This is a genomic window from Haloferax sp. S1W (assembly GCF_044593955.1).
In the GTDB taxonomy this organism is placed as follows: Archaea; Halobacteriota; Halobacteria; order Halobacteriales; family Haloferacaceae; genus Haloferax.
In genome coordinates this window covers 1,907,609-1,932,367 of the sequence record NZ_CP172595.1, presented here as the reverse complement: position 1 = coordinate 1,932,367, position 24,759 = coordinate 1,907,609, and the positions used below count along the sequence as shown (strand labels likewise).

At 62.1% G+C, this 24,759-nt stretch carries 24 protein-coding genes, 1 tRNA gene and 1 pseudogene; 20 read left to right on the top strand and 6 right to left on the bottom strand.

Annotation, left to right across the window (positions count from 1 at the left end; all coding sequences use genetic code 11):
• The first annotated feature begins 5 nt into the window (after positions 1–5).
• Positions 6–971, top strand: coding sequence for a TIGR00269 family protein (locus ACH9L7_RS10140; protein ID WP_396610595.1), 966 nt, complete (start codon positions 6–8; stop codon positions 969–971).
• A 144-nt stretch (positions 972–1,115) separates the two neighbouring features.
• On the opposite strand, the gene ftsZ is transcribed toward ACH9L7_RS10140, so the two are convergent.
• The 3 genes from ftsZ to ACH9L7_RS10125 all read right to left on the bottom strand — a co-directional run bounded on the left by ftsZ (position 1,116) and on the right by ACH9L7_RS10125 (position 3,309).
• On the bottom strand, positions 1,116–2,321 hold the full coding sequence (gene ftsZ / locus ACH9L7_RS10135) for a cell division protein FtsZ (RefSeq protein ID WP_396610594.1): 1,206 nt from the start codon (positions 2,319–2,321) through the stop codon (positions 1,116–1,118).
• Between the two features lie 2 nt (positions 2,322–2,323).
• Positions 2,324–2,509, bottom strand: coding sequence for a ribbon-helix-helix domain-containing protein (locus ACH9L7_RS10130; RefSeq protein ID WP_396610593.1), 186 nt, complete (start codon positions 2,507–2,509; stop codon positions 2,324–2,326).
• 212 nt (positions 2,510–2,721) lie between these two features.
• Positions 2,722–3,309 (bottom strand): zinc ribbon domain-containing protein, encoded by a 588-nt coding sequence (locus ACH9L7_RS10125; RefSeq protein ID WP_396610592.1) that lies wholly within the window; start codon positions 3,307–3,309, stop codon positions 2,722–2,724.
• Positions 3,310–3,426: 117 nt separating this feature from the next.
• On the opposite strand from ACH9L7_RS10125, the gene ACH9L7_RS10120 reads away from it, so the two are divergent.
• The 16 genes from ACH9L7_RS10120 (at position 3,427) to ACH9L7_RS10045 (ending at position 19,486) form a co-directional block, all read left to right on the top strand.
• Positions 3,427–3,500: transfer RNA gene (locus tag ACH9L7_RS10120), tRNA-Tyr, on the top strand.
• A gap of 416 nt (positions 3,501–3,916) precedes the next feature.
• Positions 3,917–5,125 carry a M24 family metallopeptidase gene (locus ACH9L7_RS10115; RefSeq protein WP_396610591.1) on the top strand — a complete coding sequence of 403 codons (1,209 nt, stop codon included), beginning with the start codon at positions 3,917–3,919 and terminating at the stop codon, positions 5,123–5,125.
• Positions 5,126–5,201: 76 nt separating this feature from the next.
• Positions 5,202–5,837: an HAD family hydrolase gene (locus tag ACH9L7_RS10110; protein WP_396610590.1), complete on the top strand. Its 636-nt coding sequence runs from the start codon at positions 5,202–5,204 to the stop codon at positions 5,835–5,837.
• Positions 5,828–6,802 carry a CobD/CbiB family cobalamin biosynthesis protein gene (locus ACH9L7_RS10105; protein WP_396610589.1) on the top strand — a complete coding sequence of 325 codons (975 nt, stop codon included), beginning with the start codon at positions 5,828–5,830 and terminating at the stop codon, positions 6,800–6,802. The genes ACH9L7_RS10110 and ACH9L7_RS10105 overlap by 10 nt, the downstream gene beginning before the upstream one ends.
• A complete protein-coding gene (cobS, locus tag ACH9L7_RS10100) occupies positions 6,793–7,557 on the top strand; it encodes an adenosylcobinamide-GDP ribazoletransferase (protein WP_396610588.1) in 765 nt (254 codons plus the stop codon). Before ACH9L7_RS10105 ends, cobS begins: the two co-directional genes overlap by 10 nt.
• On the top strand, positions 7,557–8,261 hold the full coding sequence (locus ACH9L7_RS10095; RefSeq protein WP_396613259.1) for an NTP transferase domain-containing protein: 705 nt from the start codon (positions 7,557–7,559) through the stop codon (positions 8,259–8,261). Before cobS ends, ACH9L7_RS10095 begins: the two co-directional genes overlap by 1 nt.
• Positions 8,252–9,259, top strand: coding sequence for a nicotinate-nucleotide--dimethylbenzimidazole phosphoribosyltransferase (locus tag ACH9L7_RS10090; protein ID WP_396610587.1), 1,008 nt, complete (start codon positions 8,252–8,254; stop codon positions 9,257–9,259). Before ACH9L7_RS10095 ends, ACH9L7_RS10090 begins: the two co-directional genes overlap by 10 nt.
• A gap of 8 nt (positions 9,260–9,267) precedes the next feature.
• Positions 9,268–10,323, top strand: coding sequence for a threonine-phosphate decarboxylase (locus tag ACH9L7_RS10085; RefSeq protein ID WP_396610586.1), 1,056 nt, complete (start codon positions 9,268–9,270; stop codon positions 10,321–10,323).
• Positions 10,316–11,065: an adenosylcobinamide amidohydrolase gene (locus ACH9L7_RS10080; RefSeq protein WP_396610585.1), complete on the top strand. Its 750-nt coding sequence runs from the start codon at positions 10,316–10,318 to the stop codon at positions 11,063–11,065. The genes ACH9L7_RS10085 and ACH9L7_RS10080 overlap by 8 nt, the downstream gene beginning before the upstream one ends.
• A 95-nt stretch (positions 11,066–11,160) precedes the next feature.
• Complete coding sequence (locus ACH9L7_RS10075; protein WP_396610584.1) at positions 11,161–12,174, top strand: aminotransferase class I/II-fold pyridoxal phosphate-dependent enzyme; 1,014 nt, start codon at positions 11,161–11,163, stop codon at positions 12,172–12,174.
• 89 nt (positions 12,175–12,263) lie between these two features.
• The gene (locus ACH9L7_RS10070) at positions 12,264–13,037 is read left to right on the top strand and encodes a P-loop NTPase (RefSeq protein WP_396610583.1); all 774 of its coding nucleotides are present in this window, start codon (positions 12,264–12,266) and stop codon (positions 13,035–13,037) included.
• The gene (locus ACH9L7_RS10065; RefSeq protein ID WP_396610582.1) at positions 13,034–13,642 is read left to right on the top strand and encodes a hypothetical protein; all 609 of its coding nucleotides are present in this window, start codon (positions 13,034–13,036) and stop codon (positions 13,640–13,642) included. The genes ACH9L7_RS10070 and ACH9L7_RS10065 overlap by 4 nt, the downstream gene beginning before the upstream one ends.
• Before the next feature lie 627 nt (positions 13,643–14,269).
• Positions 14,270–15,205, top strand: a complete 936-nt coding sequence (locus ACH9L7_RS10060; protein ID WP_396610581.1) for a UbiA family prenyltransferase — start codon at positions 14,270–14,272, stop codon at positions 15,203–15,205.
• A gap of 85 nt (positions 15,206–15,290) precedes the next feature.
• Positions 15,291–16,976 carry a histidine kinase N-terminal 7TM domain-containing protein gene (locus ACH9L7_RS10055; protein WP_396610580.1) on the top strand — a complete coding sequence of 562 codons (1,686 nt, stop codon included), beginning with the start codon at positions 15,291–15,293 and terminating at the stop codon, positions 16,974–16,976.
• 108 nt (positions 16,977–17,084) lie between these two features.
• Entirely contained in the window at positions 17,085–18,122 is a 1,038-nt protein-coding gene (locus ACH9L7_RS10050) for a DUF4352 domain-containing protein (RefSeq protein WP_396610579.1), read from the top strand.
• Between the two features lie 125 nt (positions 18,123–18,247).
• A complete protein-coding gene (locus ACH9L7_RS10045; RefSeq protein WP_396610578.1) occupies positions 18,248–19,486 on the top strand; it encodes a hypothetical protein in 1,239 nt (412 codons plus the stop codon).
• 26 nt (positions 19,487–19,512) lie between these two features.
• On the opposite strand, the gene ACH9L7_RS10040 is transcribed toward ACH9L7_RS10045, so the two are convergent.
• Positions 19,513–20,250 carry a sporulation protein gene (locus ACH9L7_RS10040; protein WP_396610577.1) on the bottom strand — a complete coding sequence of 246 codons (738 nt, stop codon included), beginning with the start codon at positions 20,248–20,250 and terminating at the stop codon, positions 19,513–19,515.
• A 142-nt stretch (positions 20,251–20,392) separates the two neighbouring features.
• Here ACH9L7_RS10040 and ACH9L7_RS10035 point away from each other — a divergent pair, with 142 nt between their 5' ends.
• Together ACH9L7_RS10035 and ACH9L7_RS10030 are read left to right on the top strand one after the other, a co-directional pair.
• Positions 20,393–21,067 (top strand): PGF-CTERM sorting domain-containing protein, encoded by a 675-nt coding sequence (locus ACH9L7_RS10035; RefSeq protein WP_396610576.1) that lies wholly within the window; start codon positions 20,393–20,395, stop codon positions 21,065–21,067.
• Positions 21,068–21,194: 127 nt separating this feature from the next.
• Positions 21,195–21,590 carry a hypothetical protein gene (locus ACH9L7_RS10030; RefSeq protein WP_396610575.1) on the top strand — a complete coding sequence of 132 codons (396 nt, stop codon included), beginning with the start codon at positions 21,195–21,197 and terminating at the stop codon, positions 21,588–21,590.
• Between the two features lie 1,003 nt (positions 21,591–22,593).
• Here the strand turns inward: ACH9L7_RS10030 and ACH9L7_RS10025 are convergent.
• A pseudogene (locus ACH9L7_RS10025) lies at positions 22,594–22,710 on the bottom strand (IS5/IS1182 family transposase); the annotation flags it as partial.
• Between the two features lie 39 nt (positions 22,711–22,749).
• Here ACH9L7_RS10025 and ACH9L7_RS10020 point away from each other — a divergent pair.
• Positions 22,750–23,730, top strand: a complete 981-nt coding sequence (locus ACH9L7_RS10020) for a winged helix-turn-helix domain-containing protein (protein WP_396610574.1) — start codon at positions 22,750–22,752, stop codon at positions 23,728–23,730.
• Positions 23,731–23,989: 259 nt separating this feature from the next.
• Here ACH9L7_RS10020 and ACH9L7_RS10015 read toward each other — a convergent pair whose 3' ends face one another.
• Positions 23,990–24,757 (bottom strand): methyltransferase domain-containing protein, encoded by a 768-nt coding sequence (locus tag ACH9L7_RS10015; RefSeq protein WP_396610573.1) that lies wholly within the window; start codon positions 24,755–24,757, stop codon positions 23,990–23,992.
• Positions 24,758–24,759: the final 2 nt, after the last annotated feature.

The following is a 24,759-nucleotide window of genomic DNA, read 5'->3' as shown; positions in this document are numbered from 1 at the left end:
CGGCAATGGAGTGCGACAAGTGCGGCCGCGACGCGGTAATGCACGCGGCTTACTCCGGGGCACATCTCTGTGAGGACCACTTCTGTGCCTCGGTCGAGAAACGAGTCCGCCGCCGCATCCGCGAGGACGACATGCTCCCCCGAGACGCAACGCCGGAGAACCCGCAAACGTGGGTTATCGGCCTCTCGGGCGGCAAAGACAGCGTCGTTCTCACCCACATCCTCGACGAGACGTTCGGGCGCGACCCGCGAATCGAACTCATCGCGCTCACCATCCACGAGGGTATCGAAGGCTACCGCGACAAGTCAGTCGATGCCTGTGTCGAACTCTCTGACGACCTCGACATGCGCCACGAGATGGTGTCGTACGAAGAGGAGTTCGGCGTCCGGATGGACGACGTCGTCGAGAAAGACCCCGAAAACATGGCCGCATGCGCCTACTGCGGGGTGTTCCGACGCGACTTGCTCGAACGCTTCGCCGACGAGTACGGGGCGGACAAACTGCTGACCGGTCACAACCTCGACGACGAGGCACAGACCGCGCTGATGAACTTCCTCGAAGGCGACGTCAAACAGGTCGCGAAGCACTTCGACGCCAGTATCGGGTCGTTCGACAAGCGCCGGGATGCTGGTGATTTCATCCCCCGGGCCAAACCGCTGCGCGACATTCCCGAGAAGGAAGTCGCGCTCTACGCGCACCTCAAGGACCTCCCCGCGCACATCACGGAGTGTCCTCACTCCTCGGAAGCCTACCGCGGCGAGATTCAACAGCTTCTCTTGAAGCTCGAAGAGAACCACCCCGGAACACGCCACTCGATTATGGCTGGCTACGAGGAACTGGCTGAACTGACCGCCCGCGAGTACCGCGGTGACGGACAGGTTGACCTCAACGAGTGCGAGCGCTGCGGGTCGAAGACGGCGGGTGACGTGTGTCGAAAGTGCCGTCTCATCGAGTCGATAGAGGCCGTCTAACGGCACTCCCCACGAAGCGGTCCCGTGGCTGTTTGTGAGACTCCTCTCGAAAGCCAGTGGCTCTCGGGCTAAAAATCGAAAGAAGAGCTATTCTACGACGCGTCGGACGGTCGCAGCGGTAACGAAAGCGGGGCCGACAGGGCGTTACCGGATAACGTCGAGACCGTTGTTCTTCTCGACTTCGTCGCGGCCGCCATCGGACCACGTACCGCTCTGCGGCGTCTCGACACGTTGCGAACTATCGAATTCCGAACGCTGCTGGCTCTGGCTCTGATTTTGACCTTGCAGTTGGATGCTCTGGCGGGACTTATCGGCCTGCTTTTGCGTCGTTGGGCCGAGGACCTGTGCCGACTGAACACCGGTCATGATAGCCATCACGCGGACTTTGCCTTTGTACTCGTCCTGAATGCGAGCGCCCCAGATGACGTTCGCAGCGGCTTCGAGTCGCTCGGTGATGTTGCTCGCGATGCCTTCGGCCTCCTTCAGTGTGAGGTCGGGACCGCCCGTGATGTGGACGAGTCCACCGGATGCACCCCGATAGTCGACGTCCAAAAGCGGGTGGTTCATCGCGTCGTTGACCACTTCTTGGGTCTTGTTCTTGTCCTGTGTCTCGCCGACGAGCATCACCGCGACGCCGCCTTGGTTCATGATGGTAGACATGTCGGCGTAGTCGAGGTTGATGAGCGACGGCTGTGTGATGGTCTCCGAGATACCCTTGACGGTTTCGGCGATAATCTGGTCCATGACCGAGAACGCCTTGCCGATGGGCAGGTTCGGGACGTAATCGAGGAGACGGTTGTTGTCGAGGACGATGATGGAGTCGGCTTCGTTGCGAAGCTTCTCCAGGCCTTCCTCGGCTTTGACCGTTCGGGCACGCTCGACGTTGAACGGCGTCGAGACCATGCCGACCACGATTGCACCTTGCTCTTTGGCGATTTTGGCGACGACCGGTGCCGCACCAGTACCGGTTCCGCCACCCATACCGGCGGTGACGAACACGAGGTCGGCGTCGCCGAGGACGTCCTTGATGGTTCCCTGCGCCATTTCGGTGGCACGCTCACCCATCGAGGGGTCGCCACCAGCGCCGAGACCCTGCGTCAGGGACTTTCCGACGAGTATCTTCGTGTCGGCTTCGATCATCTTCAGGTGCTGCTTGTCGGTGTTGATAGCCACCGTGTCCGCACCTTCGACGCCAATGTTGTAGAGGCGGTTGATAGTGTTGTTACCGGCACCACCACAGCCGACAATGACGATACGCGGATCACCGAACTGCTCGCCGTCGTCGGACGAGGTTTGTGCTTGGCGTTCGGCTTCGTCGCGCTCCATCGCCTCACGAACAATATCCTGCATCGTTACACCTTCGCCCAGCCGCGCTTGCTGGTAGATTCGCGCTGTCGGCTGTCGGCTGTCTGTTCATTGAGCATATCGCGGACGGCGGATCGAATGGCTTCAGACCGGTTCGGGAATTCACCCGTCTCGACCATTCGTTCGACCTCCTCGATCTGCTGCTTCGGAATTCGTAGTGTCACACGCTCCATGTTTACATTCCCCCGGTAAGACGGCGCGCAGCACGTGAGTGCATGTGTCATACGCCCCAAAATCGACGGACAGCGGCCGGTTAGGCCCCGCCGTCGACCGGGTGTAAGACAACCGTCTTACGCGATAATCACCACAAAGCGATGGGATATAAATGTAACGGCGGTTGTAAGACAGATGTTGAATATCGTGTATAGACCGTTTTAATCGGTGATTATGGCCCTTCGAGAACGTTTGCTGCAGGGGTCCGTCGACCGCAATCCGGGCAGAACGCCCAATCGGAGCGAAGTTCGGCACTGCACTCACAAAATACTCGTTGGGTTGCTTTCTCGCCACAGTTCGGACAGTACACGTGCTCGTCGTCTAACGATTCACCGCACTGTCCGCACTCGAGGTCTTCGGGTTCTGTCTCGTCTCTCTCACCCGATGTCTTACGACCCGTGTTCGACGCTAATTTGGGGCCATACTCGGTGTTTACGGCGGAATCGCCGTCCGCTCCGTCGACGTTAATGTTGACGTGAAATTCAGACGGGGTACGACGGTCGCTGTGTGAGTGATACTCGTCGAGATAGGTCGGGAGCCGTTCTTCCAGTCGCTTTTCGACGAGTTCGTCCACTCGTGAGGTCAGCACGTCGTCGAAATCCGTCGGGCTCGTGTCAGACTCGTTTTCCTCGACGTGGTCACGCTCCATCTGGTCGAGATACTGGCGGAGGGCCTCGCGCATCACCTCGCTCTTGGACGTGTCGAGTTCCTCCAACCGCTCGACGAGGGCGTCGTCGGCGCGGAACGTGATTTTTGTCATCTAGTCGCAGATTATCTCGATACCTTATCAATGTTCGCTCGCGTCTGACGTACGTCAGTCGTCTTCTGCACGCCGAATGGTAATGGTTAAAACCGTCGACCGGATAGAACGCAGTGACCGCTCTTAGCTCAGCCTGGCAGAGCAGCCGACTGTAGATCGGCTTGTCCCCCGTTCAAATCGGGGAGAGCGGATTTGCTTGCAAATCCGGTCGAGCCGTTTGAGCAAGTCAGTCGCAGCGCGTGAACGAAGTGAACGCGTCGTCTGACAGAGTTCAAATCGGGGAGAGCGGACTGAACTTCAACACCCGTGAGCGGAGCGAACGGTGTTGAATGTGAAGGACTTCTCGACCCGATTTGAGCAGCGAGCAACGCGAAGCGTTGCGAGTGAGTTCAAATCGGGGTAGATAGGGTACGACCGCCACAACTCGCATCGAACGCGACCCGTCCCTCGAACCGTATGAGTGGTCGCTTGTTTCTTTGATGAGCGCCACGCGCGGGGAGCGCGCCTACGCGAAACAACAACTACTGGTAGTCCACGACTCCCTCGTGCCACGAATCCATCACGATTCATCAGCCTATTTATCAATACGCATCCACGTTCTCCGAATATGTCTCCCAGTCTCCCGTCGAGTGAATTTGCCACTCGACTCGACGCCGTTCGCGGCAACTTCGCCGACACCGATGCAGATGCCGGTGTCTGGTTCAGCGCGACGAGCATCGAGTACCTCTCCGGATTCAATCATATTCAGACCGAGCGCCCTGTGGCGCTCGTCGTCACTGACGACCGGGTCGAACTCGTCGGCCCGCGACTCGAACTCGAACGGGCGAGCGAGGTGCCACAAATCGACCACATGCGCTCGTACTTCGATTACCCCGGTGGGAACCCGATGGGAACGCTCTCCGAGACGCTGGCCAAACTCGGCGTCGAGCGAGTCGCAACCGACGCCGACGGCGCACCGGGTGTGATGGGCTATCAGGGACCGGCGCTCTCAGAGTTCGTCGAAGTCGAAACCCAGCGGTGGGTTCCGCGGATGCGCTGGGAGAAGACCGACGCCGAAATCGCCTGTATTCGGGAGTCCGCCCGGTGGGCCAATCTGGGCCACCGATACCTCGCCGACTTCACCGAGGTTGGCGCGCACCCGGCGACGGTCTCACAGCGGGCGTCGATGGAGGCGTCGCGAGCCATGCTCGACACCCTCGGCGACCAGTACGTCCCTCGCACTCGCGGCGGTGGCCCGGTTCACGCGGGCTACATCTCCGGGTCCGAAACCGCCCTTCCGCACGGACACACGCCGAACGAGCGCCTCTCGGAGGGTGATGCCATCATCACCGGCGCGACGGCCATCGTCGACGGCTACTACTCCGAACTGGAGCGAACGATGTTCCTCGGCGACCCGTCCGACGAGGACGAACACTACTTCGAACTCATGCTGGAGGCGCAGGACATCGCCATCGACGCCCTCGGGCCGGGCGTCCCCGTCGACTATGTGGACCACGTCGTCTGGGAGTATTTCGAAGAGCAGGGCGTCACCGACCTCGCGCGGCACCACGTCGGCCACAACATCGGCCTCGGCGCGCACGAACCGCCGTATATCGACCGCGGATGGACCGACCACTGCAGCGACTCCGACACCGACTTCACCGAGTCCGACGCCGAAATCGCCACCGGGCAGGTCTACACCATCGAACCGGGTTTCTACACCGAGACGACGGGCTATCGCCACTCGGATACTGTCGCTATCACCGACTCAGGCACCGAGACACTGACGTACTTCCCCCGTGATATCGAGTCGAACACCATCTCTACGGGCCGGTGAAGCGGTCCACCACCGGCCGCACACCGTACCCACCCGCTTCGCTATATTCAAGTAGACTTTCACCAATGAAACTCTAGTGGCAGTCACGTTCGACCTCTTTGGAACGCTCGTCGATGTCGAGTACCCCGACGACCCCAGTGCGGCCGTCGCCGGGGCGCTCCGTGACGCTGGCGTCTCGGTCCCAGACGACTGGGACGACGCCTACTGCGAGGTCCACATCGACGCTCCCGAGGGTGCGGAAGTTCCACTTCCGGCGCACGTCGCCGCGGCACTTCGCTCGCGTGGGGCTTCGTCTCCGGACAACGCCGCCCGGAGAGCGGTCGTCAACGCGTTCGACCCCGAGGTGACGACGCGACCCGGTGCGGTCGAGGCAGTCGAGGCGGCCCGCGAGCGCGGCCCCGTCGGACTCCTGTCGAACTGCTCGGTTCCGGAACTCGTTTCTCGGACGCTCATTCGGTCGGACCTCGACCGGCGCGGTTTCGACGACATCACGACGAGCGTGGCCTGCGGATGGCGCAAGCCCCACGCGCAGGCATTCGAGGCGTCCGCCCGCGGGCTTGGCGTCGACTCGTCGGACGTGGTCCACGTTGGCGACGACCCGGAGACAGACGGCGGCATCGAAGCCGTCGGCGGGCAATTCGTCAATCTGCGCGAGACGACGCTGAAGACGCTCGCGGCCCGTTTACGGCGAGGTGACGACCCGTGTCCGTGACTGCCGTCGTCGCCGTCGTCGCCGCCGCCGTCCTCGACCGAGTGTTCGCCGAACCACCGGCCAGCGTCCACCCGGTCGCTCTGTTCGGGCGGTTGGTCGCCCCCTTCGACCGCGAGTGGTCGCATCCGACAGCCGTCGGCGCTCTCGCCGCGCTCGGGCTTCCGGCGTTCGCCGCGGGCATCGTCGCGGCCGCGACATGGAGTGCATCGACTGTCTCACCGTGGGTCGGCGCGGGCGTCGCCGCGCTCGCGCTCTTTTCGACGACGAGCCTTCAGATGCTCCTCGACGCGACGGAGACGGTTGTCTCGGCGACGGCGTCAGACATGGACACGGCCCGCCGAGAACTCCGCGCCCTCGCTGGACGCGACCCGGTGACGTTGTCAGCAGGCGAGATTCGAAGTGCTGCCGTCGAGAGCGCGGCAGAGAACCTCGCCGACGGTCTGGTCGCGCCGCTTCTCGCGTTCGCACTCGTCGTCCCGTTTTCACTCCCCCTCGCCACCGGCGCGGCAGCGTGGGTAAAGGGCGTAAACACGCTCGATTCGATGCTCGGCTACCACCACAAGCCGGTCGGCCGCGTCCCGGCCAAACTCGACGACGCGACGATGTGGCTTCCGGCCCGCGTTTCGGCTGTCTTACTCGCCGTCGTCGCCGGGTCACCCGGCGTCCTCGGTCGCGTGCGGTCACTTGCTCGCAGACCGGCCTCGCCCAACTCCGGGTGGCCGATGGCCACGCTCGCAGCGCTCCTCGGGACGCGACTGGAGAAACCCGACCACTACCTCCTCGACGCGGGGACTGACTTTCCAGATACCGAGACGGCCGCGCGGGGCGTTCGACTCGTCTCCCGCGCGGGCCTGAGTGCATTCGCACTTGCAGGTGCGGTCGCGTGGTTCTCGCCAGAGAGTGGTTCGACGCTCTCGCCCGCGCTGGTCGCGCTCGTGCCTGTGGAGGTGTTTACGTGGTTCTAAGCGCCCTCCGCGGCGGCTTGGGATTCCTGACGCGGCTTCCGGTCGGTGGCGGCGGAAAAGAGTGGGACGCCTTCAGGCGCATGCCGGTCACGTTTCCACTGGTCGGCTACGTCGTCGGTGGACTCGCCGCACTGCCACTTCTCGCCCCGCTCCCGGTTTCGACTGCCGCGGCACTATACCTCGTAACGCTGTACTTCGTGACCGGCGTCACCCACGCCGACGGCCTCGCCGACTTGGGAGACGCCGCGGTCGTCCACGGCGACGACGAGCGTCGGCTGTCGGTCCTGAAAGACTCGCAAACGGGTGTCGGGGGCCTTCTCGCGCTCGGATTGACGCTTGTCGTGCTCGCGCTCGGGGCGCTCGGCCTCGCCGGGGCCGCCGGACGCGTGGCGCTCACCGCGGGCGTCGCAATTGCAGTCGCTGCCGAAGTCGGCGCGAAAGCCGGGATGGCGACGCTCGTCTGTCTCGGCGACCCTGCACACGAGGGCCTCGGGTCCGCACTCGTCGGCGAAAACAGCCCGTCCGGGCTCATCGCCGTCGCTGTCGCGTGTCTCCCGGCAGTCGCGCTCGCTCCGCTGACAGGCGAGATTGCTGTGATTGTCACGCTCGTCTGCGGACCAGTCGTCGCCCTCGTCGTTCGGTCGTGGGGGCGAACACACATCGGCGGTGTCTCGGGCGACCTCATCGGCGCGACGAACGAACTCGCGCGGGCGGCCGCGATTCACGTGGGGGTGGTGACGTGGACGCTCTTGTGATGTGCGGCGGACTCGGAACCCGCCTCGACGCGCCGGTCGAGAAACCGCTCGTCGAGGTGTGTGGCCGTCCGATGTTCGACCGGGTTGTCGATGCACTCCGGCAGTCGCGAGTCGACCAGATTCACGCCGTGGTGTCGCCGCATACGCCCGACACACGTGCCCACGCAAGTACACGAGACATGGCCGTCATCGACGCACCCGGAGAAGGGTACGTCTCCGACCTCGGATTTGCGCTCGAACAGGTCGGCCGCCCCGTCGTGACCGTCGTCTCCGACCTCCCACTCTTGGAACCGGCGCACGTGAACGACCTCATCGAAAACGCCGCCGGTGCAACGCGCACGGCGTGCGTCCCAGTCTCGCTGAAGCGGTCGCTCGGGGCGAGCATCGACGACTCGGTCGTCTTCGAATATCGCGGCACCGAGGTCTGTCCGACCGGATTGGGTGTCGTCGGTGCTGAGGCGGAAGGGGGCACCGGTGCCGAAGCAGAAGGACGCACAGACTCCGAACCAAGTACCGACGCGACGAACACAGACAGTACCGACGCGACGAACACAGACAGTACCGACGCGACGAACACAGACAGTACCGACGCGACGAACACAGCAACATTCGATTCAACCGTGTACCTCACTTCAGACGCGAAACTCGCACTCAACGTGAACCGTCAGACAGACATCGAACTCGCGGAGGACCGATGCGAGTAATCCTCGTCGCCGGGACGACCCAGACCGCGAAGATTCCCGGTATCAGCGCCGCCGGTGCCGACCCCTCGCTGGTCGGTCACACGCCGAGCGCGGATGCCGAAATCATCGAGTTCGGCCAGACCGTCCGGTCGCCGGTGACGCCTGTCAGTCCGACGGGCTGTCCGACGCCCGCGGCCATCACGCGCGCCGTCCGCGAACTCACCGGATTCGACGCCCTCGTCGTCGACGCTGGACTCTCGGAGCCGACCGGTGCGCCGACCATCGACGTGGGCGCATCCCCCGGCCGCGACATCCGCGAGGAACACCCTGTTCCGACCGCGCCGGGTGCGTTCGAGGCTGCGCGACAACTCGCCACCACGCTGCCGGAAGACGAACTCGTCATCGGCGAGACGGTCCCCGGCGGAACGACGACGGCGATGGCCGTCCTCCGCGCACTGGGCGAAGACTTCGGCGTCTCGTCGTCGCTGCCGGAGAACCCGACGGAACTCAAAGAAGAAGTCGTCGCCGACGCCTTCGACGCCAGTGGCCTCTCGCCGGGCGACGCGGCACACAACCCCGAACGCGCTGCTCGATACCTCGGTGACCCCGTGTTGCCTGTCGTCGCTGGCTTGACCGTCGGCGCGCTCGAATCGGGCATCGACGTGACGCTCGGCGGTGGCACGCAACTGCTCACGGCGGCGGCGCTCGCCCGTCATGCCGGTGCCGTCGGCGACCTGTCGCTGGCGACGACCAGCTATCTCGCCGACGATGTCTCGCACCTCGAAGAAGCGGCCGACGCCTTCGACCTCGACCTCGTCGTCACCGACCCCGAATTCGAGACGCACCCGCTCGACCGGTATGCCGCCGGTGAGGCCAAAGAGGGCGCGTGTATGGGCGGTGCGCTCATGCTCGCCGACCGAATGGGTGTCCTCGGAGATGTCGAGGCCGCGACGCTGGACGTGCTCTCGCGACTCGACCCCGAGGCTGTCGACACCGACGCCGTCGAAGACGGTGTCTGAGGTCGCCGATGGACCCTGAGGCTGTCTCGCGGGCGACTCGCGTCCCACACGGCGGGACCACGGACACGTCGGTCCTCGACTTCAGCGCGAACACGAACCCGGAGCGACCCGACGGCGTTCGAGACGTGTACGTAGCCGCGTTCGACAGCGCGACGCGCTACCCTGACGACGACTACCGCGACTTCCGGGAGGCCGCCGCGGCGTACGTCTCCCGCGACCAGCGCGGTGAGTCGGGGCGCGCTGGTCACGATACCCACTGCTCGCCGGACGACGTGATTCCGACCGCAGGCGGTCTCGAAGCCCTTCGACTCGCGTTCGAAGTCACGCTCGGACCGGGCGACTCGGCGCTCGTTCCCCAACCGAGTTTCGGCGAGTACGACAGAGAAATCCGTTTGCAGGGTGCTGACCCGGTTTCGGTCGCCCACGACGAGATTCTCGATGCGGACCCCAAACCTCACGAGGTTGCGGTCGTCTGCACGCCGAACAACCCGACCGGAGAGGTCGCACCGCCGGACGACCTGCGGGCGTTTGCCGACCGCTGCCGCGAGGCTGGAACCGTCCTCATCGTCGACGAGGCGTTTCTCGACTTCACCGACACGCCAAGCATCGCTGGCGACCCGGGCGTCGTGGTCGCACGTTCGCTGACCAAGATGTTCGGTCTGCCGGGCATCCGTGCCGGGTTCGCCATCGCGGTCGGAACGCTCCGTGACCGCCTCGCTGTCGCCCGGCGTTCGTGGTCGCTTTCGACGCCCGCCGCTGCGGTGGGTGCACACTGCATGCGCGACGAGGCATTCGTCGCCCGAACCCGCGAGCGCGTCGCGAGCGAGCGCGAGCGACTCCGCGAGTCGCTGTCGGACGACTTCGAGGTGTATCCATCGGACGCGCCGTTTCTCCTCCTCGACGTTGGCGACCGAAACGTGGATGCCGTGGTCGAGACGGCGCGCGAGAGAGGCGTCGCAATCCGCGATGCAACGACGTTCCCGACGCTCGACTCGCACGTCCGCGTCGCCGTGAAGCGCCCCGACGAGAACGACCAGTTGCTCCGAGCACTCGCCGATGTTTGACCTGACCTGTCGCGACGGAGTCTGCCGAATCTTCCGCCCCGAGACGCGGTGGCTCTCGACGGGCTACGACGGCGGTGAGTCCCGTGGGGATGTCGCCTACAACGTCACGGTTCCCGAGGGGTGGCCGGAGACTGACCTCGACACGTACATCGAAGGCAGACTCGCCGACGCCGGGTTTTCGGGTCCGGGACCGACACTCTTGACGGGAGTCGACCAGCGACACGCTCGCCGGGCACGATTCGGGCCGGTCGAAGTCGTCGCAACCGCGGGCGTGTCGAACCCGGCAGCGCTTCCGGTCGAGGGTCTCCGCGACAGTGTGTGCCATCACGATAGCGTGGGGGATGACGGTCAGCCCAGAAAAAGCGAGTCGTCGCAGTCCGGCGACTCCCACGTCGGGACGGTGAACGTCGTCGTCGGGACGACGCGGTCGCTCGCCCCCGGTGCGCTTCCGAACCTCGTTGCGGTGGCGGCGGAGGCGAAGGCGGCGACGCTTCTCGCGCGCTGTGGCTCTCCCGGGACGACCACCGACGCCGTGGTCGCTGCGTGCGACCCGGCGGGGGAACTGGAGTCGTTCACGGGAAGTGCGACCGAAGTTGGTCATGCCACCAGAATCTGCGTTCGCGACGCGGTTCTCGCCAGCCTCGACTCTCGGTACGACGACAGGGAGATACCCACGTCGGTCGAGTCAGCACAGTACGGTGTCACCGCCGACGAACGAGCGACCGTCTCAAAAATCTATTAAAATGGGTTAAAAGGGAGAATTTATCGACCAATCGTCGGTATTTTACGGCAATCGATTAGGAAGCTTTGAAGGTGGTTCATGTCTAGCATGTGGCTATGGACTCCAGTTCCGTTTCTAACGTCGACCCCGTGACGCATGGCGGGACTGCCGACTATTCACTCGTCGATTTCAGCCTCGGGTCGAATCCCGAGCGGCCCTCCGGCCTCACAAGTGTGTACGAGTCGGCTCTTTCTACGTCTCGACGCTACGCGTTGGACGATTACTCAGAGTTCCGCGTCGCTGCCGCCGACTTCGTGGGGTGCGACCCGGCACACGTCGTCCCGGCAGCGGGCGTCCTCGAAGGGCTTCGACTCGCAATCGGCGTGACCGTCTCACCCGGCGAATCGGTCGCGATTCCCGAACCCTGTTGCGGCGAATACGCTCGCGAGGTCAGGTTACAGGGCGGTGAACCGCGCCACGTTCCGTACGACGAGATGCTGGATATCGTCGACCCCGACGAACACGCCGCCGTCATCCTTAGCTATCCAAACAACCCGACTGGGGAGGCGTATCCATCGAACGAACTTCGCGAGTTCGCCGAGGCGTGCCGCCGGGCCAACACGCCCCTCCTCGTCGACGAGTCGTATCTCGGCTTCACTCGGCTCCCGAGTACGGCCGGTCTCGACGGTGTCATCACCCTTCGCTCGGTCACAAACGTCTTCGGCGTCCCGTCGCTTCGAGCGGGTTTCGCCGCCGCGACAGGGGAGCTTCGGAACAAACTCGACCGTGCGCGCTGCACCTGGGTGCTGTCTGCGCCCGCCGTCGATGTCGCGACGTTTTGCCTGCAGCAGACGGCGTTCGTAGCGGAGACGCGGGACCGAATCGAAACTGAACGGCCCCGCGTCGTCGACGAACTTCGTCGCCTCGGGTACGACCCGTATCCCTCCGATAGTTCGCTCGTACTATTCGAAGCACCCGACGTTGACACCGTGCTCCACGAGACGCGAAAGCGTGACCTTGCGGTCCGCGACGCCAGATACTACCGGTCGCTCGACTCGCACGTCCGAATCAGCGTCCGTCGGCCGTGTGAAAACGACAGACTCCTCGACGCGCTCGCAGAGGCAATCTGAACCCGCGCTCTGTACTGGCGGGAAATGAACGCGATTCAGAGACGGAACCCTTCCGAACACTTAACACCCGACACCGGCCACCAGAGAGCATGGTAGAGGCGTTCGCCGTCGCCAGCGGGAAAGGCGGGACGGGCAAGACGACGAGTACGCTCGCCCTCGGGATGGCTCTCGCCGAGGAGTACGACGTGACGGTCATCGACGCCGACACGGGGATGGCGAACCTGCTGTTCCACGCCGGATTGGATGATGCGGCCGTAACGCTTCACGACCTGCTCATCGACGACCGGGACGCGGCAGTCGACGATGCCGTCTACGACCGATTCGGTATGTCGGTCGTTCCCTGTGGAACGAGTCTCGCGGCGTTCGAGGCGGCGGACCCGGAGCGACTCCGCGATGTCGTCGCCGAACTCGCCGCCGACACCGACGTGCTCCTCCTCGATTCACCCGCCGCACTCGGGTCGAAAAGCGCCGTCCTCCCAATCGTTCTCGCCGACCGCATCGTCGTCGTCCTCCAGCCGACAGTTCCATCACTTTCTGACGGGCTGAAGGTACAGGAGTACGCCCACTCCTACGGGACGGAGACGGCGGGTGTCGTGTTCAACCGCGTGCGTCCGGACGAAGACGTCGACCAAATCGCCGAGCAGGCAGGCCGCTACTTCGGCGGCCAGATGCTCGCGTCGGTCCCCGAGAGTGATGCCGTCCGCGCCGCTCGGCGTGCGGGTGAACCGCTCTTGGCGCACGCCCCCGACGACCCGGCGGCGGACGCCTTCAGACAGGCGGCAGCACGGCTCGACGTTCGCGATGGCGACGAACACGATGTCGCCGAGCGATTCCGAAGCGCCGTCGTCCCCGAGCGCGTATGAGAATTCCGCGCGGCGCACTGCTTCGGTCGCGGGTCGTCGACGACCCCGGAGAGGTTCTCGCCGAAGTGCTCGACGAGGGGCTGACAGGATACGTCGTGTTCGAGCCACAGGACGCGCTTCTTCTGGGTGAATCGACCCGCGGCGTCGTGACGTTCGAAGACGGGGTGCCCGTCCTCGCATACGACACCGAGCGCGACAGGGGTGGACGCGACGGGCTCGACGGGTTCGCCGTCACCGGTCCCCACCGGGTCGCCGTTCACTCAGTCGACGCCGACGCGCTCGCCGACGCACACAAAACGACGGAGTTTCAGGTTCCGCCGGGCGAACCCGCTCGCGTCCTCGCTGGCGATGAGCGATTGGCAGATAGAACGCTCGACACCGCCCCCGAGTCGAGGCGCGGCGACGCCCGCGACCAGAGCGCACTCGAAGCGTTCCTCTCTGACGCCGAAGCTATCGAACAGATTCAATCTGAGGCGCGGGCGGAAGCGCAGGCCCGTGCCGCGGAGTGGGGACTCGAATCGGCACTCGTCGACGAGGACGACGGTGACGGCCAGCAATCCGAGAGAGACGCCCTCGGCGGCGCAGTGCGCGACGACCGCCGCTAACTTTCCGTTTGCACCGTATCTCCTTCCGCGTTCGTGGACTTCCAGTTAGATACCAGTGGTGTACACCGCCGATAGATTTAGGTATCTCCCTTTCATCTAACTCCGTGAGATTGGCCGTCACACCCCAAATGACAATTGAAAAACGTTTTAATACCGGAGAACGTTGGTCACCTCGCAGGTAGTTACCTGCACTTGGGTTGCGTATTTGGGGTTCGTTTCCCCAGTGTCCGTGGAGTGCAGATGGGTGCCCGGTCATCTGCACTCTCTTTCTCCACGCATGCGACTGTTGAGCGAGAGAGTGGTCTTCAGCGAGTGAGTGAGTGGTCTTCAGCAAGTGAGAGAGTGGTCTTCAGCAAGTGAGAGAGTGGTCTTCAGCAAGTGAGAGAGTGGTCTTCGGCACGTGTGATAGGTATCCTCGACGAGCGGGCAGTGGTTTTCGACGAGTGAGACAGTCGTCACTTCTGTGGGTGCTTCTTCCCGTGAGTGTTCCAGCTGATATATACCACTTATAAACGGCATAAATAGGTGACTTCAACCCATGTCGAAATACTTGAATGTCACGGCCAAAGATGTATCACTGGCGGCGGGTGTCACGACGGAGTACCCTCCCCTCGTCTCGATAAGTGTATGTCAGGAGAAGCAAACGAAATCTCGGGCGGCGTATCGAATCGGGCAACCCCACATGCGGAGGCGACAGACTGGTTTACAGACCCGGTTGCGGGCACGATTGCAGCGTTTAGATACAGTTCTGCGTACCTCGCGGTCATCGCGGTCGTACAGGTACTGCTCGTCACGACTGCGCTGTCGCTGGATACACTCGTCGCACCTGCCGTCGTGGGACTCGTTACTTTCGCCGTCTATGTCGGCGACCGCATCGCCGACGCCGACACCGACGCGGCGACGAACCCCGAACGAACGGCGTTCATCAAGCGGTACGAGCGTCTCTTACAACACGCGGTCTCGCTGTCGTACGGGCTTGCAATCGCGCTTGCCGCGCTTGGTGGTCCACTCGCGTTGGCGATTACGCTCCTGCCGGGCCTCTTTTGGGTTCTCTATGCGTCGGATTGGCTCCCGTCTCTCACCTCGCACTTCCGTCGTCTGAAGGACGTACTTCTCGTGAACACGGTCGTCGTCTCCCTCGCGTGGGCACTGACGCTAACGGCCCTTCCCCTTGCGTTCGCGGACGCCACGTTCACGCCCGCGGCCGCCATCCTGTTCATCTACTACTTCCTCGGTATCTTCGTCAACGTCGAGATTCCCAACGTCCGCGACGCCGCGGGTGACAGCGCCATCGGCGTCAAAACGCTCCCCGTGGTGCTCGGCGTTCACCGGACGCGATACGTCTTGTACGGCATCGACGCGCTGACCGCGTCCATCCTCGTTGCTGCCGCCCTCACTGGACTGCTCGACCCGGTTGTCGCGGGTGCGCTCTTAGTCGGTCTCGCCTTCTCTCTCACCGTCACCTCACTGGTCGGCCGAACGACGAGAGAAGACCTCCTCACGGTGGCCGCGGAGTCCGAGTACGTCGTCGCTGCCCTCGCGCTCCTTCCATTCGTCCTCTGACCGAGTCGCCCACCAGTAGCAATCAAACAACTTTTCGCACTCTGACAGTGTTTATTATCCCCTAATTACCATGTACCACCCATACATGGTCCCTATTACTCCGCTCACTGTGGCGCTGTTTGCCACTATCGTCATCGGAGTAGCGGCGACGCTCACGGCCTGGCGCGCCCGGCCGGAGCCGGGGTCACTGCCGCTTTTCGTCATGCTCGCCGGGCAGAGTTGGTGGTCTATCTGCCTTATCCTCCAAGTGCGGGCGATGAGCCTCCAAGCAAAGATTTTCTGGGTCGATATCTCGTGGGTCGGCGTCGTCGTTATCCCCGTCGCGTGGCTCGCGTTCGCGCTGGAGTACACCGGACGCGACGAGTATCTGAAGCCCCGGTCGCTCGTGGCCGTGTCTCTCATTCCCGCCCTCACTATCGTCCTCGCATTCACTGGCGAATTTCACGACCTCCTCTACCGTGGATCCAGACTGCTGGTACAGAACGGTTCGCTCCGAATCGACCGGACGGTCGGCCCGTGGTTCTGGGTCATCACCGGCTACACCTACTTACTCGGCCTGTTCGGTGGCATTCCGATTCTCGCCCTCCTGTCGAGCGACGCACGCCCGTTTCGCGGACAGAGCTTCGCCCTCCTCATCGGAACACTCACACCGTGGATGAGCAACGTGTTCTTCTTGCTCGGCATCTTCGACGCCTCCAGTCTCGACCCGACGCCAGTCGCCTTCTCCGTCTCGGGCGTCGCCTATCTCGCCGCAGTCACCCGGTTCAAGCTGTTTGGAACGAGTCCATCGCCGACACATCGCGCACGCCGACTCGTCTTCACCAAGATGCACGACGGCGCGGTGGTCGTCGACCGCCACGACACCATCGTCGACATGAACGAACCGGCGACCGGCGTCCTCGGTGTCTCACCCGTGGACGCCCTCGGAACACCGGCGGCGAGCATCATCCCGTCCTACGACGACTTTCCCGAGCACGGCGCGTTGTCTGCGCCGCTTTCTATCGAGTCGGACCGCGGCATCGACCAATACGACGTGTCTGTCGCGCGTATCGACGACGTTCACGACCGTCCAATCGGTCGTGTCATCTCGTTTCACGACGTGAGTTCTATCCTGCGCGAGCGCCAGCGACTCAAGGTACTGAACCGCGTCCTCCGACACAACCTTCGGACGGAGGCGAACCTCATCGCGGGCTACGCCGACCTCCTTGCCGACGGCGACGATGCACGGGAGAGTCGCCTCATCAAAGAGCGGACCCAGCGAATCATCGACGTCGGCGACAAGGGCCGCACGGTGGTCGACCTCTTCGACGAGGACTGGGCCAGCGTCGAACCCCGCGACGTTGAAACACTCCTCCACTCGTGTGTCGATTCGGCGACCCAAACACATCCAGATGCGCGCATCCTTCTCGGCGAAACACCGACCAATGTCGGCGTCTCGCCCGTCCTCAAGCCGGTGGTGACGAACCTCATCGAGAACGGTATCGAACACAATTCGAGCGACGACCCGTGGGTCGAGGTGTCCGCCCGCGCCGCCGACGGGGTGGTCGAACTCTGCGTCGTCGACAACGGTGATGGTATTGGCACGTACGAACGCCGCGTGCTGTCCCGCGGTGAAGAGTCCCCGCTCGAACACGGGAGCGGACTCGGCCTGTGGCTCGTCAAGTGGGGCGTCGACATCGCCGAAGGGTCCGTGAGGTTCGAGAACCGACAGACGCGAGGCTCAGTCGTTACCGTTCAGGTGCCGACGTGTCGGACCACCGACGACGAGTAGTTCGGTCAGTGTTGATGTCGAGTAACCCCCTCCAGCACGTGTGCGCGCTTCGCTAGCACTTCCCAAATCTGTCAAAAAAGCTATTATTGAACCGTTTGGACAACTCTCATGAACCGGCGAACATACCTCGCATTGGTGGGTACGACCGTGGGACTGTCCGGGTGTACGGGAGGCGGCGAGATACCTCGAACCGTGACGGACGCGCCAGTCTCGCGAACCACGGCGGCGTCTGAAACACCGGACAGCACGCCAGTCGAAACCGACGACTCCGGTGGGGACAGCGAGTACGAACTGGATGTTGCCGAAGCGACTGTCGGAGAGGTGTTCGCCGACGGGTCGCTCGCACTGGTCGTTCGCTCCATCGAGCGCGTCACTCAGATAGGAGAACTTCAACGAGCGAAAGACGGCCACGTCTTTCTGGTGGTTCGCCTCGCGGTGAAAAACACCTCCGCAGACGAGTATTTCGCCTTCTCCGGCGTCAGTCAGACGAGGGTCCTAGACGCCGACCGGCAGGCCTACCAGCAGTCACAGTCGTTCGACCAGACCGGGACGCAGTTCACCGCCGGACAACTCGCACCCGGGGAAGTCTCACGAGGGGATTTGGCCTACGAGATTCCGACCGACGCGTCCGACCTGAAACTCCGCATTGACTTCCAGGCGTCTGACCCCCTCTCGTACGACCGAGTCGTGATGCCTCTCGGGTCCGCTCCGGACGCACCCGCGAACGTCACACAGGACCTCCAGGTCGATGTCGCCTCACCCGGAGAGGCAGTCGAATTCGGCGGGGTGAGCGTCACCGTCAATTCGCTGGAAACAACCGCGTCGATTGGTGGCGCTGCGAAAGCCGGTGACGGAAAGGAGTACGCAATCATCGATATTTCGGTGGAGAACGACACCGACGAACAACAGCAACTCTCGTCGCTGCTTCAGATGTGGCTGAAAGACGGGGCGGGATTCAGTTACACGCACGACATCGTCGCAACGTCGCAGCTCGAACAGCCCTACGGCGACGACTACATCGACGTTGGAGAGACTGCTGGCGGCGCACTCGCGTACAGGATTCCGGAGGGTCGGTCGCCGCTTTACTGGACGCTCGATTTCGATTTGATGGCGGACGCCGACAAGGGATTCTGGAAGCTTCGGTAGGGGTCTCGCTCGCGGAACGAGGGTGACGTTCGCCTCCCGAACGAGGCTGTCACTCGGGTGAGAGACGGCAAATCTGCATCGGCACGAAACACCTTACTAACCCCCCGAGAGACCACGCAGTAGCGATGACGCCGCCACTCCCAACACGAGCAGCCCTGCCGGATGCACTTCTCGACAGACCGCAGTGGGTCGGGTGGCGTACACAGACGACCGGAGGCAACGAGACGAAACTACCGTTGGACGTGACCGGCGGCTACGCATCGGCGACCGACGCCTCGACGTGGACGACGTTCGACGAGGCCGTCGCCGCTGTCGAGGAGGGTGAAGCCGACGGGGTGGGCTTCGTCTTCACCGACGACGACCCTTACGTCGGCGTCGCGCTCGACGCGTGCCGCGACGCCGAAACGGGTACGACGGAAGACTGGGCGCAGGTCATCGTCGACCGACTCGACTCGTACACCGAAGTCGACCCGTCGGGGACGGGCTATCGTGTCATCGTCCGCGGGTCGCTCCCCCCGGATGGCGACCGAACCGGCGGGTTAGAACTGTACGAACGCGCGCGTTTTCTGCCCGTCACTGGCGACCGAGTCGATGGAACACCGGGCGAGGTTGCCGACCGGACGGCCGAACTCACGGCCATCTATCGAGCCTACGTGCAACCGGGTGAGTCGGTGTCGGAACAGCCACCCGAGGCGGAGCCTCCCAAGCATTCGGCGTCGCTGGCGGCCGTCGAGACACCAGGAAACGACCTCACCGACGACCAGGTGGTCACGCGGGCGTCGAACGGGCCGAATGGCCTGCAGTTTCGACGACTCTGGGAGGGCGACACAACGCCGTACGACAGCCACGACGACGCCGACAGGGCGCTGTGTTCGATACTCGCGTTCTGGACCGGCGGCGACCCACAGCAGATGGACCGCCTGTTCCGCGACTCTGGACTCTACCGAAACAAGTGGGACGGGGCGTACGTCGCGGACGGCGTTCCTTACGGCGAGCAGACGATTGCGGAGGCTATCGAGCAGGCGAGCGAATTCTACGACCCGTCGGGGTTCTCCAGTGCGGTGAGGCGGACGGCTTCGGGACACGACAGCGACGACACGGGTGATGGTGGCGACACCGACCGTGACCGCCGTGCCGGTAACTCGACGCGCCCGGGGTCGAAAGACGATGGTGGGCAGGCCGACCACTCGGGTGGACGTACCGACCGACTCACGGAGTTACAGGACCGCGTCGACACACTTCTCGAAGAGAACGAACGGTTGCGAGAGGAGTTGGACGAAGAACGGGAGCGGCGGCGTGTGTTAGAAGCCGAAGTGGACGACGAGGACGACGGTGGCTGGTCGCTGTTCGACTGGTTCAAATAACAATCAGTGTCGTCAAGGACGCGCCGTCAGGCGTGCTTCTCGATGAGACGCTCCAGCGTGTCGCGTACTGTCGATGGGTCGGCCGACTGAATCGTCGTCTGTACCTTTCGCTCGTCTACGTCCGCGAGTTCGCTCAGCAGTCCGCCGCGGCGGTCGACTTCGACGAAGAGCGTGAGTTCGTCCGGGCCGGGTCGGGCAACGAGTTCTATTTCGTCGAGTGCGCCCCGGAAGGGGCCGGAGCTTGGTTTGAACTCGAACTCCTGGATGAATCGCTGGTCGGTCGTGTACCGGCCGTACGGGTCGGCCTCGCACTCGGCGCTCCGCAGCGAGAACCCGAGGTCGTCCATCGCGTCGAAGACGGCCTGGAGTCGCGGGGTCGGTCGCACGTCGAGGTAGTCTTTGTCTTCGGGGTCGACCGCCAGGTCGATGTCGAGTTCCGTTTCAATCCAGACATCGATTTGCCCGCGTGTAATCGGCGTGCTGTACGGGATGTCGATGGTGACTGGTCGCGTCTCTTCTTGTCCGGGTTCGATAGTTAGTCCCTCCGCGAGGGTGAACCGACCGATGTCGGTCTCCTGATAGCCGTCTTCGGTCCGGTATCGGGTTTCGATTTCGAACCGAATCGCGCCGATATCCTGTTCGACCTTCCCGCCCGTGATGTGGACCTCCGCGTCGATGGTCTCTCCCGGACGGACCGTCTCGGAGGGGAGAACGGTGTCTACAGTTGCGTTGCCAATTCCGATGCTTGCGAGGACCTTCTTCATGGCTGCGTTTGGGTGTGTCTCCGGCAAGCGATATAAGAGTACGCGACCATCCGGACTCGGTGATATTCAACCGGCCTGTCCCGGTATCGCCAACGAAGAATTGGATGGCTGTTTATAATTTTGCAGACGAATATCGTCCGTTATGGAACGTTCACACAGGAAGACTGCGGCACTCGCGGGACTCGCCCTCCTCTTGGTTCTCGCCGGGTGTGCGCAGGTCACCGTCCACTCCGAAGTCAAAGCAACCGGCGAGGTTGCCGAGTTGACCTACCAAATCAACATGTCCCGCACGACGTACGGGTATCTCGAAGAGTCGGCCGAAGCGGAGGGCTACGACAGCGTCAAAGAGTCGATGCTCGCCGATTTCAACGAGAGCGAACGCGAAGACATCGAGGTCACAGAGGAGTTCAACGGCGACCAGGTCACGCTGACGATGACCCGCGAGGATTTCGTTCCCGACGGAAACAGCAGTATCAACGTCACGACAGCAGACGGGAAGCTAACCTACGAGGATACGACGTTCGTCAACGAGACTGCCGCTTCGATAGACGACAGCGACGACTTCTCCGACTCCCTGTCCGGCGGGTTCACCGTCGATTACTACCTGACGATGCCCGGCGAAATCACCAATTCGAACGCTGATACCGTCGATGGAAACACCGCGGAATGGCACGAAAGCGGGTCCGAGGCGTTCACCGACAACCGAATCTACGCCGTGAGCAAAAAGCCAACCATCGGGTCAGTTCCGGGATTCGAAGCCGTGGGTGCGGTCATCGCACTCCTCGTGGCGACACTGCTCCTCGCGCGGCGGGAGTAACTGATAGAGCATATTGGCTCTGTTGAAATACTCAGTTGCTGATAGTTTGTTGAGGCCGTGCTGAATAGAGCGCGCGAGTGCGTCACTACGGATACTCATTTATTCCCCGACTGGTTAGCGATATGCAATGAACCGACGTTCCGTTATCATCGCCGCTGCCGGGATTGTTCCTCTCTCCGGGTGTTCGATCTCTCGTTCCGAGAGTGGCAACATTCAGATTGCTAATCAGACCGGGCAGGAAGTGTGGAAGGATATATCTATCCAGAGTGAAGGAGGATTGTTCTCGGAACCGGAAACCGTCTATCAGACGAGAACGAGACAACCACCGACGACCTCCTATCGCTCGACACTCACCGATGTCGTTCCTCCCGGGAAATACGAGGTAAAGGTCACGTTCGAATCAACCGAGACGGATCAACAGAGCGGTCCTCACACCACTCAGTGGAATCCTACGGGCGAGAAGGGTGAGTCCCTCATAATCAGTTTAGGGCCTGACTTCGATGTGGAGTTCCTGACACAGTAGACCAGGTGGGACTCCCGGTTAGTAGCACGACAGACACACCCTCTATATTCAGCACGCAATTCCTATCAAATTATATGTGTTTCAACAGAGACAGAATATTCATTACATGAGCTGGGCACGCTCTCCGCCGCGGGGCAGATTGGGGTCCGAGATGGAGGGTTAGCGGTGCTCGACTGGGCGACCCTCTCCGCGTCCGACCCCGTGTATATCCTTGCGACCGTCGAATTCAACCTCCTGACATCGGAGGCAGATGGAGCGGCCCGCACGAAGCAGTCGCGCTCGCGACCTTTGAGTCCCGCTTTCACGTATCGTTCGTCGACCTCAACCGGGCCTTCGAGGTGTAGGTGAGACGCGTTCGCGCCACCCTGTCTGCTTCGACTCCAGCTACTGCTGAGAACTGACCAACAATCTACGCCACAAGAGTGATCCGGATTATATACTTTCGGCCTTGTTTAGACGCAGAGCAACAGTTTGCTCCGTTCGTTAAGACTACGAATCAGCCATTCAGCTCGATTTCCGAGTTAGCACTCCTTTTGAAGGAACTCGACAGACATATCTTCCAATACTCGGATACTCAGTCGTTGATGATAACAATCGGCTGGAGTCCATGTCGTCATAAATGGACCCGCACTCTGTGACCCATCTTTAGATTCAATCTCCACTTCAACGTCGTAGGTCCCTGTTTCAACAACATTCGTATCACCACTGCGGGAATGTTGTGTCGGGAAAATCCGATACCGACTTTTGTATGCAACTTCGACAGAGGAAAAGAAACCATCAGTAGAAATGACCGTTGTCTCCACCCATACTTCTTCGTCTCGCTCATTTGCCCACTCGATAGAGGCGTACCCAGTCGAAAGCACGGACATTCCTGTATAAACACCAGCACCGCCGACGAGTCCTCCTCCAACTGAAAACAAGAGCTCTCTTCGCGTAGGCATACGTAATGATGGCAAACTGAACGGACTGCATATATCTTCTGGCCTCTCCGTCCTGACCGACGTTAGGAAGCAAGCTCGATATTTCTCACAGCCGCTTTCAGAACGAGTTCACGGAATTGTCCAAACCATGTCCGAGCTCGAAGCGTGTCACCGTACCGCTGCTTGAGCGCAAAGAAAACGAACAATACATGTTGTCATGTAACATGGTAAATGTAGACATGACAGGGTCACCACTCGAAGGGGTTTCGGACACTGTCGGTCCACGGGCGACCGAGGCGTTCGCCACGTTGGGTCACGAAACCCGGTTGGCGATACTGCTCATCCTGTGGGACGCATTCGAACCCTGGAGCGAGGAGAACGCCATGTCGTTCGCGGAATTACGCAAGCGCGCGGGGTTACGCGATGGGTCGCAATTCAACTACCATCTCAAGCAACTCGTCGGTCACTTGGTCCGAAAAACCGAGGATGGCTACGAACTCCGACGGGCCGGCCACCAGCTCGTTCGGACGGTCATCGCGGGCGCAGGTATCGAAGACCCATCGTTCGAAGCCACCGAGGTTGACGAAAACTGTCGGCTGTGTGGTGCGCCAACGGAAGTTATCTACCACGACGAAGAGCTGTTTCAGATCTGTACCGAGTGTGATGGGTTCTTTGGCGGCCCGGAGAGTTCGTTTCCGGACGGGATGCTCAGAGGGGTGAAGTTCGACCCGGCTGGCGTTACAAACCGGAATCCCGAGGAAGTACTCGATGCGGCCCAGATTCAGGATGACTGGAGACTACTCACCGCGATTGAAGGAGTGTGTGACGCGTGCTCCGGCCCGATAAACGGTTGGCTGCACGTCTGTGAGGCACACACCGCTGATGGGGTCTGTCCGACCTGCCACCGGCGGAGCCGTGTCAAAGCTCGCTTTCAGTGCGCTGTCTGTAAACAGCATGGCCAGATGTCGCCACGATGGTTGACACTCTTTCATCCAGCAGTGGTCGCCTTCCTCCACGAACGCGATATTCCGCTCGCGTACGACCCCGAGGGTATCAAGACTCGCCTCTCGTTGCACGTCGACCCGCCGCCACAATTCTCCGATGAACTCGTCGACGAGGACCCACCTCGGGTGCACGTCACTGTCGAGTGCGAGGGTGACGAACTGCGGTTGACGATGGACGAGGAATTGAACATCGTCGATGTAGTCGAGTCAGGCTAAGACGCCGACCGGTGCGTTGACTCGTGTACGTGGTCCGCACGGTGGTACCCATACGATTAGATACAAATATGTATTCTTATTGACTCCTCCGCTGTGAATAACGCCGCGAACCTGAGCGAGTGGCTGGACCACGCCGTCGACGACGAGGACACTGAACACCAATCGCTGGTAAGGGTTGACGGTACGAGTGTGGAGACAATTCAAGGACCGAGTGGGAGGGGCGGAGCCGACAACTCACTCAACCAACCACGCTTGGTGATCACTTGGTGGCCCCAATTGTGACGCTCTTAACGCCGTACTTCTCGCACGCGTTCGACGCCCGGTCCGAGATGAATTCGTACTGCGTGTTTTCTCGGACGTCCGTCACCGAGAAGCCAGCTGCTTCGATGGACGTTGTGTACCGGTCAATCTGCTCGGCACCACCGATACAGGCCGCCCAGAGATCCTCGTCGTTCTTGATGCTCTCCGGCATCACCTCTTCGCTGGTGATATCGGAGATTGCAAGCCGACCGCCGGGGACGAGCACCCGGTGGGCTTCCTCGAACACCTGCGCCTTGTCCGGTGAGAGGTTGATGACTCCGTTCGAGACGACGACGTCGAAGGTCTCGTCCTCGAAGGGAATGTCTTCGATATACCCCTGCTTGAACGAGACGTTCTCCAGCCCCGCGTCGTCCCGCAACGTGCTGGCCTTTTCGAGTTGTTGATCCGTCATGTCCACCCCGGTCACGCTTCCAGTATCCCCGACATGAAGTGCTGCGATGAACACGTCCGTACCCGCTCCACTGCCGAGGTCGAGTACATCGTTTCCCTCCTCGATCCCAGCGAGGTCGAAATAGTACCCGACGCCAGCGAACGATTCTATCGCCTCCGCGGGGATTTGATCGAGATGTTCCGGCGGGTAGCCGAGGTGTTCCGCCAGCTCACGACCCATCTTGAAGTGATACTCTTCGTCCGGATTCTCCGCGACATCCTGGTAGACCGATTTAACTACCCGTTCCAGTTTATCGACGTCGAGTGAGTTTGCCATCT